Consider the following 11,976-nt stretch of genomic DNA (forward strand, 5'->3'; position numbering starts at 1 on the left):
AGTTTAGTTCAGCTCCACTCGCCGAGCAGGAAATCATTCACTTAATTTCATACCTCAGATAGTCCTTATTCATAAACAAGCCTGGCTCAATAGTAATGGCTTCTTTATAAGTCGTCATTTCTGCCGTCAGCTCAATGTATTCTTTAAAATGGGATGTCATACGATGGGCCTGATATACCTCTTCGCTGGCGTAGATCTCATAGAAATACCAGCGGTTTGGGTTCGCTTTATCGATAGCGGCGCACATGGCCAGCTCCCCCTCCTCCAGCTTAATGGACGTTGCCATTTCGGGTAGAATGACATCGCGAAAAGCCTGCCCAGACTAAAGTTTCACATCAACGATGACGAGTTTATTTCTCGTGTTATCGCTTTGCACAATCTTTTTATCTGCAAGAAATTGCGGCACCGTAGCAATTCTACGCTTATAACTCGCCTCCAGAATATCAGGTGATTTGCGCAAAAACGCTTTATAGCTCGCTGAATTCAGGTGCTGATCGTAAGCATCACTATCAGCATAAATTTCAAATATATAAGCAACTGACGGATTCACTTTCTTTTTCGCTAAATACATCGCCAGTGTTCCGGCTTCACCGGTTACCGAAGCCGTAATATTCTGTTCAACCCGTTAAAGAGCAGTTTCTCGCGGTGATGATGCCTTACTGGAAACATATTCGACAGTTTATCCTTACTATTTAAAAAGCACCGACAAGGCAAAGCGTTGATTGATTAATTAATGTTGAAAACAAAATAGTCGCCATCGGCATGACCTGACGAAATATGCAAAACCTGTTCATGTGCAGAACCGATTTTGGGCCTGGGTCAGAACGGATCCCCCGGCATACGTTGCTTAATGACTCATTCAGTAACGAGACAGACCTTTTCCGCAATGTCATGTCAGCTATCCTGGGCCCTTATGTCAACTTATAGGTAAAACAGCTTTTTTGTCGCAGATCAATTTGTCATATTGACAGTAACTTACTTTCACCATGCATCTTGTCGGTGCCAGCGTCCGTCATCCGGTGTACAATTCCCGCTGATTTTTAACCGAGCAACATCAAGGAGAGTGCATGTCTATCACGGCGGGTTCTGTGTACCGTGACACGGGGAATTTTGTACGCAATCAGTTCGTTACTGTTTTACTGATTGCCTTGCTTTGTGCCTTTATTTCGGTTGTTATCGGTCACGCTTTTTCACCTAGCGATGAGCAAATGTCTATCCTTAGTGAAGGGGATAATTTATCGAATAGCGTTGGGCTATTTGACCTTGTGCAAAACATGACACCTGAACAGCAGCAGATGCTACTTAAAGCCTCTGCGGCATCAACGTTTGCAGGCTTGATTGGTAACGCTATTCTCGCGGGTAGCATTTTGGTTCTCATCCAGATGGTGAGCGCCGGGCAACGCGTAAGCGCCCTTCGTGCCATTGGCACATCGGCTCCCGTGTTGCCTAAAATCTTTGTTCTGATGTTCCTGACCACTTTTGTCGTGCAAATCGGAATCATGTTGGTAGTGGTGCCGGGTGTGATATTTGCGATTCTGCTCTCTTTTGCACCGGTGATGGTTGTTCAGGATAAAATCGGGATTTTCCAGTCACTGCGCAGCAGTATGCGCCTGGCCTGGGGAAATATGCGCCTTGTCGCCCCGGCGGTTATTAGCTGGTTACTGGCGAAAACGGCCCTTTTGATGCTCGCATCTTCATTTGCGGCGCTCTCACCCGCGGTTGGCGGGGTGATTGCAAACACGATAAGCAACCTTATTTCTGCGGTGTTGCTCATCTATTTATTCCGCTTGTATATGCTGGTTCGCCAATAACATTCACCTGCTCCTGAGCGGCAAATAAACGCTCAGGAGTCATTTTACGGAACAGATTATGAAGCAGTTTCTCGACTTCCTGCCGCTGATTGTTTTCTTCGCATTTTATAAAATGTACGACATCTATGTGGCGTCTGGGGCGCTTATCGTCGCCACTGGTTTTGCGCTGGTCTACAGCTGGTACAAATTCCGCAAACTGGAAAAAATGGCGCTAATCACTTTCCTGATGGTTGCCGTATTTGGCGGCCTGACGTTGTTCTTCCATAACGATGAATTTATCAAATGGAAAGTCACCGTGATTTATGGCCTGTTCGCCGCTGCCTTGCTGATTAGCCAGTGGGTGATGAACAAACCATTGATTCAACGCATGCTTGGGAAGGAGATTTCACTCCCGCAAACGGTGTGGTCCCGTCTGAACATTGCCTGGGCGCTGTTCTTCATTGCCTGTGGCGCGCTGAATATTTACGTGGCGTTCTGGCTTCCACAGAGCGTTTGGGTGAACTTTAAAGTGTTCGGTCTGACCGCTGCGACACTGGTCTTCACCCTGCTGAGCGGCGTCTACATCTATAAGCACATGCCGCAAGAAGAGAAGTAGTCCCCCTTCAGAAATGCAAAAACCCGCTCCGGCGGGTTTTTTTATGTTCGAACATTATATTACGAGGATTTATCCACGCTGGTGTTGTTGCCAGAGGTGAGAATGCGCACTTTATCTCCCTTATTAAACGTGATGCGTCCATCGTAACTCTGCGTAACCTGGATAATCTGCCCCGCATCGGTTTTGATCGTCAAATCCACCTGCTGGGCGTTTTGCTGCTGGCTCTGACGGTTACGTGAAACCTGAGCGCCTGCAACGGCACCCGTCGCCGTCATGATGGTTTTCCCTGAACCACCACCAAATTGGTTGCCAATGGCGGCCCCTGCAGCCCCTGCGGCGACGGTGCGCAGAGGATGGGAACGGGTTTGGCTCGTGGTAATTTGCGATTGTTGCACCACACCATATTCCACCAGCGTTTTTGTCCCGGCAAAACTGGACTGGCTGGATAACGCAAGCAGACTGACAAAGATAAGTAAGTATTTCTTCATATTGGTTACAGTGTCGATTCAAAGTGAGCGTGATTTTGCCAGCCTCGCGCTAAACCCTTTAAGACATTAATGCTACCTGGTGACTGAAACGAGTAAAGCGTATTAAACTTACGTCAGAAACCCGCAACACGATGATGAATTTCATCAACATTTTCAGGAATACACATGACCCAGCAAGACGCTCCTGCCGGAGAACTGGTTTTACGCACCCTGGCAATGCCCGCAGACACCAACGCAAATGGTGATATTTTCGGTGGCTGGCTAATGGCGCAGATGGACATGGGCGGCGCGATTATGGCTAAAGAAATTGCCCAGGGTCGTGTAGTCACGGTTCGGGTCGACGGGATGACTTTTCTCAAGCCTGTCGCCGTTGGGGATGTGGTGTGCTGTTACGCCAATTGTATAAAACGCGGAAACAGCTCTATTACGGTGAACATCGAAGTCTGGGTGAAAAAGGTTTCATCCGAGCCGATTGGCCAGCGTTATAAAGCCACCGAAGCCGTATTTATCTATGTCGCTGTCGATACAGAGGGCAAACCTCGCCCTATCCCTCGTTAATGCTGATATAAAAAATGCGCCATTGGGCGCATTTTTTATAAACCTAGTTTGTCGATAAATAAATGGACAGGAGGGTTATGCATTTTCAAATTTTTGAGGAATCGTAACAACTCACAATCTGAATTTAAATTAAACTTACTCATCATCAAACGTTTATGGGCGCTCACTGTTTTCACATTAATCTGTAATAACTTCGCAATATCAACAATGTCATTCCCACGTAGAAAGTATTTAGCGATAATTGACTGTTGAGGCGTTAATGTCCGATACTTACACTGAAGGCATTTTTTGCAATTAACCTTTGAAGGTTTCTGCAAACTTTCATTCCATCCATTAATCACATTATAACGAGCGGTAGATAATGGTTCTGAACGGTGAATGAAAATAATATCTTTAACGCATAATGGCAGTACATCATGGTAAGGTTTTTTATCACCATCAACGATACCAATGATCAAGCCTGGTTTACTTCGGAATTTTAAAATTGGTTGGCAAACATACTCCGCGCCGGGAACGAAACTTTTCACGATAACATCAGCCTGAATGGCATTTGTCTTCGTCAGCAGACTGAATTTCACCGATTTGTTTTGCTCACTTAGAAATAACTCCTTCAGAAGTAGCTCCATCCCTGTTCTATAAAGCGCATCTGAATCATCAACAGCAATATTCAACATAGTACACCTTCGAAGAATTTAAAAGCACTGTAAACCACAATAATTATTGATAGATGAAATCAACATTCACAATTGAATTAAACGTACCACCCTTTGCATTACCCAACGGGCTAATAATTCGCGCAGATAATGGAAACGTCGCTTTGCGTGTAGACATATTTATGGAAACAACTTTTATGCTTCCGTTACCGTAAACTACTGAGTGATCAGCATTGGTTATTTGTAGGGCAACGTTTGCACCACTACCATAATTTTTAAATGCATTATTGTCATTAACATCAGGCTCACCAACAAAATAGGCAGTAACAAAAGGTGTTGACGCAGAGCAATCTTCCAACAATAAATCAAAGTTAGTCCAGCCTCCGCCCGTTCCTGCTTCCCGGATATTATGTGCGATGACTTTCCCCAAATCTATTTGCTTATACTCCGTATCAATATCTACAGTGCAGGGCTTGTCAACAACGCGCCCGTGGATACTGATATCTTCAGCATTTGCCTGTCCGATTATCATTAAAAATGACAGAATAATTAGATAACAATATCGCTGCACAAGGCCTCCTGACGGGCACGTTATTAACAATAAGAATTATTGATAAACAAATGAGGCCAAAATGACCGTACTAATATCACCTGGCTGCGCATTTCCCTGCGCACTATAAGCTGCCGTTTTTAATCTAAAGGTCGCTTTATTAGATGCAACCGGCGCGGTTAACATACTGCCATTACTGATTGTCACACTTGTTGCTTTATCTTTAAGTTCTACGGAAGTATTCAGTGCTTTGCTCGCTGCCGTGTTTAACCAGCGAGTACCGTCAACAGTATCAGGACTGCCAGTAAAAGTGGCTTTAACGTTATTGGTACCACTCGGGCAACCTGTTAATGCCAGATCAAATTCGACCCATTGAGAATTACTGCCAGCAGACTGAAGTGAACTCGCGCCAATATCATCACCAAGTGACACAGTTAAAGGGTTTTGCCCCCCGTTAACAGTCGTACAAGGTGAAGCGATCACTCTACCAGTAATAAGAATATTGACATTATCAGCCGCCGCATTGGCATATCCTGTAAACAATGTGGCGAAAATGGCTGCGGAAATGATTTTCTTGGTGCTATTCATAACTTTATTCCTTTATATTTTTGATGTCATATCTTGGACATGACATTCTGTTGTTAATTTACTACTGATAGGTCAGCGTTAATGTTGCGGACGAACTTGCGTCCCCCGTAGTTACCGTGGATTTGGTTTGATAATAACGTGCTATCAACGGTAATGAAGTTGCTGTGGATGTCGCTGTTTTCAAAAATATTGTTGAATTAAGCGTTAAGGGTGTTGAGCCATATACCAATTGCACGCCAATACCACTTGCCACACCTGCACTTCCCTGATTTGATAATTTCAATACACTGGTATTCGTGGTATCCGGATTTTGTGTTCCGCTCATTGTGACATTAACATTCGCATTAACATCACAGTTTAACCCCAGGTTTTGTGTATTTGTTTTAGGGTTAATAAAGCCTACCGTCGAACCAAATGTATTCACATTTACATCTCCAATCGGGAATGAAAGATCTGGCGTATTAATAGAACAAGCGACAGTGGTCACGCTACCGCCGGTTAATTGAACATTCATACCTATCATTGTGGTTGGACTGACGACCCTACCCTGTTGAACCAAGCCTGTCGTAAATACGCCACTTCCTGTTGGGCCGACTTTATAGAAATATAACGTACGACCATTCGGCCAGTATCCATATCGGTTGGCCCCCATTGCTACAGGAGTTTGTTGGCCAAATGAAATACCCACACCTGGAATATTTGTTAGCCAGATTGGTTCTGTGCCTGTAACGGAAGACTGCACATTGAATATCATCGGAAACCATTTATAGCTCCACGTGGTGGTACAACCGAAACCCGCATTCGTTCCGGCGCTCACTACGGTTGCGATATTTGTGCCTACGGGAGTATCACGCTGAACAATTATATTACCTGGATTAACCGTTAACGTTACGAGTGAAGTTCCACCAAAATCACACCCCGCGAAGACATTCGCTCCGCCGAATAATAATGGCAACAGCAATAATGCTTTAATTAGCAAATTCATAATCATTCCTTACAGACATTTTGCTGCAATCTGCATTACAGACTCGTCTTTTTTAACTGTTGGCAAATCAGATTTCACTCGACATGAATCCGTAGGGTCTCCCCCCCATTTAATTAGCATATCGATACGCTCAGATAATCCGGTCAGATAGACTTGTCCACTATCGCCAACAATAAAACCTTGCTCTTTAACCCGAGTATTCACTGGTGTTGCAATAGCCCCAAACGGTACATATTCCCCGTTACTCCGTGTCACTGAAAGTAATACGCGAGCGCCAACACTGGCAATATATTCTGCGCGAACAATCGCACCTCGAGTCGGCACAACCGTTTTACTGGTCAGTTCAATTTCTACATCTTCAGGTGTTTGTTCTGGATCCAAGGTAATATCGTTTTTTCGGAACGGCGACAGATTGCTGACCACAGTGTAACCCCGGAAATCAGTTTTCACTCCCGTTTGGTTTGCGATACCCACCCCTTTTGCACCAGGTGCTTTAACCAACACCAGAGTTTCACCAAAAGGTTGTGCCAACGTGATGCCATCGGCATGAGCTAATACACCGCCGGAAATCCCATAGTTCATGCGCTCGCTTCTTTTGTCATAACCGTAACCGGCCATAACTTCAGCATAAGTTCCGCGATAATCGGCATTCATATTGCCTGTCGCACCTGCGCCACTAGTGCCATAACCTTGTTGCACGCTCCAGCCAAGCGCATTTCCTTCCAGTGCGTTACCACTTAAACCGACAGAGTGAGTCGTATTACCCTGTTTACTGGTGCTCATGTTGTAGTTCGCCCAGGTATTACTCAGGAAGCGATCCAGCGGCACGTTAATCGACAGTGAGAATTGTTGATCTTTATCATAAATTCGACCACCGCTGCTGCCATTCGCCGTTGAGTTTTTACTGTAGGTGTAACCAAGCCCGTAGCTGATCCCATTCAACGAGTTGTTATAGCTCGCACCATAGGATTCCATGGTCTTGTTAATGCTCCAGTAATCTTCACGAATAGCCGTTAGCGTCAGTGCGCCAAAATCTTGCCCTAGTGACTGGCTTAACGTGGTTTCGGCGCGATTACGACGACGCTCCGGATTAACCGTCTGATCGCTGTACGAGTCCAGTATTTCCTGCATGCTGTAATAGCCTGAAGTTGAGTAGCGATACCCGGCTATAGCGAAGTTGGTCCCTGTTTCTGCGAAGTTTTTGCTGTAACGAATCCGCCATGATTCACCACTGCTCTTCTCGCCATCTTTCGGTCTTGACCACCCCTGAGTCACATCGACAGAGATTGCTCCAATTTCGCCGAGATTTTTACCCAGACCCAGAGCCAGTGACTGATATTTGCTTGATTCCTGTAAACCACCATAAATAGTAAAACCATGTGGAAGACCGTAAATTGCCGTACCCTGCGCCAGCGGTGTATTTTCAACACTGCTGCTATACGAGCGATATTGCCCGGCTGTCAGGCTGTATTTCATGCTCCCTTCACGCTGCAAAACGGGCAGTGATGCAAATGGAATTATTAAATATTGTTCGCTGCCATCGGCCTCTTTGATGGTGACATACAGATCGCCAGATCCGCCGGTTGGAAACATATCGGTAATTTCAAATGCACCTGGAGCGACATAATTTTCATAAATGACATAGCCATTTTGGCGGATGGTCACTTGCGCATTAGTTCGCGCAATGCCACGCACTACAGGTGCATATCCTTTCATACTGTCTGGCACCATGTCCTCGTCTGATGCCAACTGAGCACCGCGAAAAGGTATACTGTCAAACACATCCGATGGTGATGAACTGTCACCTAATGTCATCTGGCTTTTCAGCGAAATAACATTACGTTGCAGGTAGGTATAAACAGAGTTCCACTTACTCTGGCCATTGCCGTCTCGCGTCCACGTTGAATAATTACGTAGACGCCACGGGCCGAGGTTTGCGCCAGGCCGTAAATTGACATACTGACTATTGTCGCTTTCACCGTTATTTATCCGCGCATGGGTATTACTGCCACTTGCGCTGTAATTTAATAACAGTGCACTAATCCCTTCATCCCATGATTCTGGAGAGACATAGCCGCGCGCTTGTTGTGAAAGCGCAGCCTGGGGAATGCTGAGCAATAATTTTTGTGTCGAAAATAGAAACTCAGATGAGGCCTGCGGAATAACCGCAAGATTGACACATTTATCGTCTGTTTTTATTGCAGGAAAAAGCTCTATTTTTACGCCATAACTTTGCAACATCCCGGCAGATAAACAAGGCTGAAGCTTTGCTTCGTCATTACCTTCTTTCAATAAACTAAAGGTAATGTCCCGAGTGTCGACCATTTCATTATTAATAATGACATCAACCCGATATACCCCTTCTGCCTGCTCACCATTTTCAAAAGCGGCGAGATCAACGCCCTGTGAGGAAGGGTTATCTACCTCCAGTAATGCGGGATTAAAATAATCCCGCGACTGTGCCGATTCACTCATTCCTGAACATGCCAGCGCAATCCCACAGGCGAGAAAGGCCGGTCGAAACTGGAGACGATTATTTGCTATCATTATTAACTTCCTGCCTATTGATATAGGTCTATAATCAACAACCGTACCTCCCTGTACGTACTGGGGAGTATTAATACTGTATTAAATTGATGCGTTATGAATTTCGCCAATGCCGCCATAGTCACTAATAATTTTAAAGGTCAGCGCACCTGATGAAACTCCTGTAGGCAAATCAAAACGTGCAGTACTGCCAGGGGCAACATAGGTCACATCTGCCAACGCTTTGCCATTGACTGTAATTTGGTTAAAATTCATATAGTAGTTTGTCGGATTATTAACTTGAACCTGGTTACCTACTTTCTGCCAGGTCAATTGACCCGCCAGGTTTTCAGGCACAGTCTTTTTCAAAGCTTCAGGGCGGTAGATTAATTTAATCCGCGTTTTCACCGCCACCTGAAGCGTATTTTCTTTCTTTGGTGCTGAAGGAATAGATTTAATACTTAACCAAAACATTGATTCTTTATCTTCCGGCAAACTACCAGCACGCACAATACGCATCACGTTTTGCTGACCATGATCCAGACGATACAGAGGGGGTGTAATAATAAAGGGAGCTTTCTCAGCGCCACCCGATTGGGTATCAATCCATGACTGAATAAGATATGGCACCGTGTCTGGATTATTGACGCTCAGTGAAGCTTCCTTCTTACCTCCATCATAAATAACCCTGGTGCCGCCAATAACTACGCCTGCATTAACAGTGGTAGAAATAACAATGGCTAAAACACCCAATAAAACAGATTTATGGAATACTTTCATATTTATCCTATACGATGAAAATACGGGCCGATAATATCGGCCCGATGCACTCCCTTTATAAAGGGAATAAATTAGTTGTAGTTAACTGTGAAGGTCGCTGTTGAATTTGCAGGACCCGCAGTTACGGTAGCCGCTTTTTTCAGATAGCGGGCATAGAACGGCAGTTCGTTCACGCCAGCTGTTAATGTATAAGCAGTAGATGCCGTGAACAGAGGCAGTGTTGCCGCAATATCAGCCAATTCAATCGCAACGCCAGTTGCAACACCTGGTTCGTCGTTCAGTTTCAGAACTGAATCATCGCCCGGGTAACCCGCACCATCAAACTTAAAGCGAGCAGTCACCAGGTTTGCCGGGCAATCTTTCAGCTTCAGGATAAACTTGGTTGCCGAAGAGCGCGGGCTCGCGTCAGTTAAAGAAGTACGAGAAACGCGACCGAGATCGACTGTCATAGTATTGTTTGCGCCGATATCAACAGTACATGCTGTATCCAGAATTTCGCCCGTAAAGTTAACGGTGCCATCAGCAGCGAAAGCTGAAGCTGCAGCCATTAAGGATGTAGCAGCGATTGCGGCAGCAAGTAAGTTCTTTTTCATTACGTTTTCCTTTATATAATTATATGGCGAGATATTTAGATAAAAAGATCCCTATCCATTATCGTTAGATAATGAACTAATATCCTCGCCAGGTTTGTCCATGCATCATCATGTGATATTTACAGCGAATAATCATGCGTTGCATAAATATGATTTTCGTCATTAATATTTACGTGGTTGACCAAATATAAAACCGGAATCCACGTTTATATTAAAAAATCATTTTTCACATTACTACATCATTCCCTGCTTGAATCAATTTTCATCAAATCACGCATTAAACTCAAGGTGTTTTTGGGTGTAATTTTACACCGTAACATTTATTCACTTAATAAAAATTCTTAACCATAATGCAACCGTATATAGCCAACCCAGGAATGTTCCTGGTCTTTACGAGAGGAATGTAAATGTCTGTATTTGAACAACAAAATCCATTTTTTACAGATGATTTAACCATCTTAAATAAAAAGCCCATTGCTGATATTGAGTTGTTGATCACGCACCTTAATAAGCATTCTAACAAAATGGAAACAAAACCACGTCAAATTATTAACTATATGGACAGCAGTGAGAGGAAGTGTTTTCTTTTACATAAAGGTAGTGTTTCACTTTATCGCAGTATAGATGGGATGGTATTAAATACTGAATCAGCGCCTTTTGTGTTTGGCATGAGCACACAATTAACCAATCCTGATTATCTTCATATCAGAACTCACGATGAATCCGAAGTGAGCTGGATAACTTTAGAGGTGGCAAACCAGATTATTGCACAAGAGAATCTGTGGAGAAATCTTTCTGCATTATTGGTGTACACCGTCACGCGTGTTTACGACCATTGCACCAAAATATCTTCGTTGTCTTCTTATGACATTATTCGTTATCAACTATATGAATTGATGAGAGAGACAGTGGAAATCAGAAATAGCGTTAGTATTGCTAACTATATACAGAGCCGAACATTTTTGTCGCGCAGCAGTATTATGAAAATTCTTGCGCAGTTAAAAGCGGGGGGGTACATCATCACTGAGCGTGGTTGTTTAGTTAGCATCAATAACATTCCGTTGAAATATTGAAGCCCTCAATAAAGGTAAAAATTTTTCATATCCATCTGTTTACTAACCAGTAATTGTTACAAAAACGATATTCACATCTTCCCGTTTTATGCTAGTTTTAATTAAACAGTTTTAATATGAAATGTGCCGACATGAAAGATTCTTCCGACGATAATTTCACCACGACGATTCAAATCCAAGCAACTTTCGATCTTATCGAAGTGCTGAGTCCTTTTGTCACATTTGAAAAATTCCCCCCACAGCGCAGGCTTTACTACACAGAAGGCGGGGTGAAAATGTGCTACATCATAAGATCTGGCCTGATAAAAGTGCGCCGTGATGCAGATGACTTTGTAATGGGCACCTTACGTACGCCTAATATCGCTGGGATCACCAATATGATTCCCGATACCAGCGGGTTATACCTAGAGTTACAAGGTGAAGCTGAAATCGCTATTCTTACCACCGCCCGAGCACAGGAATTGATAGCTGAAACAAAATCATGGGAACTGCTCGCTAGGCACATTATGAAGATAACCACCAATCTTTTTAATAACAATATTATTATGACAGCCCCCACTACCTATGAAGTGGTGAAGTTCCACTTAATCATGTTGATGCAAGAGCCTGAGAGTGTGCGGGAAAAAACTTCTGCAGTGAAATACATTCTGGAAAGAACACGGCTTTCACGCAGTACCGTGATGAAAATGCTCGCTCAGTTAAGACAAGGCGGGTATATACAACTCGACGACGGTATCCTGGTCGCGTTGAATCATTTACCCGCCAAATATTAACGC

14 protein-coding genes and 1 pseudogene are annotated in these 11,976 nt (G+C 44.0%); 5 read left to right on the plus strand and 10 right to left on the minus strand.

Features of this window, described 5'->3' with window-relative positions; translation table 11 throughout:
* Positions 1-37: 37 nt before the first annotated feature.
* Positions 38-304 (minus strand): annotated as a pseudogene (locus GBAG_RS23085) (putative quinol monooxygenase); the annotation flags it as partial.
* An 18-nt stretch (positions 305-322) separates the two neighbouring features.
* On the minus strand, positions 323-571 hold the full coding sequence (locus GBAG_RS23090; protein WP_246864869.1) for a putative quinol monooxygenase: 249 nt from the start codon (positions 569-571) through the stop codon (positions 323-325).
* Between the two features lie 496 nt (positions 572-1,067).
* Between GBAG_RS23090 and GBAG_RS10265 the strand changes: the two genes are divergently transcribed.
* Complete coding sequence (locus tag GBAG_RS10265) at positions 1,068-1,811, plus strand: YciC family protein (protein WP_034495723.1); 744 nt, start codon at positions 1,068-1,070, stop codon at positions 1,809-1,811.
* A gap of 58 nt (positions 1,812-1,869) precedes the next feature.
* A complete protein-coding gene (locus GBAG_RS10270; RefSeq protein ID WP_034495724.1) occupies positions 1,870-2,406 on the plus strand; it encodes a septation protein A in 537 nt (178 codons plus the stop codon).
* 59 nt (positions 2,407-2,465) lie between these two features.
* Here GBAG_RS10270 and GBAG_RS10275 read toward each other — a convergent pair whose 3' ends face one another.
* Entirely contained in the window at positions 2,466-2,894 is a 429-nt protein-coding gene (locus tag GBAG_RS10275) for an outer membrane lipoprotein (protein WP_034495725.1), read from the minus strand.
* Positions 2,895-3,059: 165 nt separating this feature from the next.
* On the opposite strand from GBAG_RS10275, the gene yciA reads away from it, so the two are divergent.
* Positions 3,060-3,452, plus strand: coding sequence for an acyl-CoA thioester hydrolase YciA (gene yciA, locus GBAG_RS10280; protein WP_034495727.1), 393 nt, complete (start codon positions 3,060-3,062; stop codon positions 3,450-3,452).
* Positions 3,453-3,487: 35 nt separating this feature from the next.
* On the opposite strand, the gene GBAG_RS21840 is transcribed toward yciA, so the two are convergent.
* The 7 genes from GBAG_RS21840 to GBAG_RS10315 form a co-directional block, all read right to left on the minus strand.
* Complete coding sequence (locus GBAG_RS21840; protein ID WP_051873688.1) at positions 3,488-4,126, minus strand: LuxR C-terminal-related transcriptional regulator; 639 nt, start codon at positions 4,124-4,126, stop codon at positions 3,488-3,490.
* Positions 4,127-4,169: 43 nt separating this feature from the next.
* Entirely contained in the window at positions 4,170-4,676 is a 507-nt protein-coding gene (locus GBAG_RS10290) for a fimbrial protein (protein WP_034495728.1), read from the minus strand.
* A gap of 36 nt (positions 4,677-4,712) precedes the next feature.
* A complete protein-coding gene (locus tag GBAG_RS10295; RefSeq protein WP_051873689.1) occupies positions 4,713-5,243 on the minus strand; it encodes a fimbrial protein in 531 nt (176 codons plus the stop codon).
* Between the two features lie 61 nt (positions 5,244-5,304).
* On the minus strand, positions 5,305-6,228 hold the full coding sequence (locus GBAG_RS10300) for a fimbrial protein (protein WP_034495729.1): 924 nt from the start codon (positions 6,226-6,228) through the stop codon (positions 5,305-5,307).
* 9 nt (positions 6,229-6,237) lie between these two features.
* Positions 6,238-8,775: a fimbria/pilus outer membrane usher protein gene (locus GBAG_RS10305; protein WP_034495731.1), complete on the minus strand. Its 2,538-nt coding sequence runs from the start codon at positions 8,773-8,775 to the stop codon at positions 6,238-6,240.
* A gap of 81 nt (positions 8,776-8,856) precedes the next feature.
* Positions 8,857-9,534 (minus strand): fimbrial biogenesis chaperone, encoded by a 678-nt coding sequence (locus GBAG_RS10310; RefSeq protein WP_034495732.1) that lies wholly within the window; start codon positions 9,532-9,534, stop codon positions 8,857-8,859.
* Between the two features lie 71 nt (positions 9,535-9,605).
* Positions 9,606-10,127 carry a fimbrial protein gene (locus tag GBAG_RS10315; RefSeq protein ID WP_034495734.1) on the minus strand — a complete coding sequence of 174 codons (522 nt, stop codon included), beginning with the start codon at positions 10,125-10,127 and terminating at the stop codon, positions 9,606-9,608.
* A 407-nt stretch (positions 10,128-10,534) separates the two neighbouring features.
* Between GBAG_RS10315 and GBAG_RS10320 the strand changes: the two genes are divergently transcribed.
* Both GBAG_RS10320 and GBAG_RS10325 read left to right on the plus strand, forming a co-directional pair.
* The gene (locus tag GBAG_RS10320; RefSeq protein WP_051873690.1) at positions 10,535-11,200 is read left to right on the plus strand and encodes a winged helix-turn-helix transcriptional regulator; all 666 of its coding nucleotides are present in this window, start codon (positions 10,535-10,537) and stop codon (positions 11,198-11,200) included.
* 131 nt (positions 11,201-11,331) lie between these two features.
* Positions 11,332-11,973, plus strand: coding sequence for a winged helix-turn-helix transcriptional regulator (locus tag GBAG_RS10325; protein WP_051873691.1), 642 nt, complete (start codon positions 11,332-11,334; stop codon positions 11,971-11,973).
* The last annotated feature ends 3 nt before the right edge of the window (positions 11,974-11,976 follow it).

This window comes from Buttiauxella agrestis ATCC 33320 (genome assembly GCF_000735355.1).
Taxonomy (GTDB): domain Bacteria; phylum Pseudomonadota; class Gammaproteobacteria; order Enterobacterales; family Enterobacteriaceae; genus Buttiauxella; species Buttiauxella agrestis.

Coding starts and splice junctions, on each gene's coding strand:
- GBAG_RS23090 (WP_246864869.1), bottom strand. CDS start 571: ATGTATTTAGCGAAAAAGAAAGTGAATCCGTCAGTTGCTTATATATTT.
- GBAG_RS10265 (WP_034495723.1), top strand. CDS start 1,068: ATGTCTATCACGGCGGGTTCTGTGTACCGTGACACGGGGAATTTTGTA.
- GBAG_RS10270 (WP_034495724.1), top strand. CDS start 1,870: ATGAAGCAGTTTCTCGACTTCCTGCCGCTGATTGTTTTCTTCGCATTT.
- GBAG_RS10275 (WP_034495725.1), bottom strand. CDS start 2,894: ATGAAGAAATACTTACTTATCTTTGTCAGTCTGCTTGCGTTATCCAGC.
- yciA (WP_034495727.1), top strand. CDS start 3,060: ATGACCCAGCAAGACGCTCCTGCCGGAGAACTGGTTTTACGCACCCTG.
- GBAG_RS21840 (WP_051873688.1), bottom strand. CDS start 4,126: ATGTTGAATATTGCTGTTGATGATTCAGATGCGCTTTATAGAACAGGG.
- GBAG_RS10295 (WP_051873689.1), bottom strand. CDS start 5,243: ATGAATAGCACCAAGAAAATCATTTCCGCAGCCATTTTCGCCACATTG.
- GBAG_RS10300 (WP_034495729.1), bottom strand. CDS start 6,228: ATGAATTTGCTAATTAAAGCATTATTGCTGTTGCCATTATTATTCGGC.
- GBAG_RS10305 (WP_034495731.1), bottom strand. CDS start 8,775: ATGATAGCAAATAATCGTCTCCAGTTTCGACCGGCCTTTCTCGCCTGT.
- GBAG_RS10310 (WP_034495732.1), bottom strand. CDS start 9,534: ATGAAAGTATTCCATAAATCTGTTTTATTGGGTGTTTTAGCCATTGTT.
- GBAG_RS10315 (WP_034495734.1), bottom strand. CDS start 10,127: ATGAAAAAGAACTTACTTGCTGCCGCAATCGCTGCTACATCCTTAATG.
- GBAG_RS10320 (WP_051873690.1), top strand. CDS start 10,535: ATGTCTGTATTTGAACAACAAAATCCATTTTTTACAGATGATTTAACC.
- GBAG_RS10325 (WP_051873691.1), top strand. CDS start 11,332: ATGAAAGATTCTTCCGACGATAATTTCACCACGACGATTCAAATCCAA.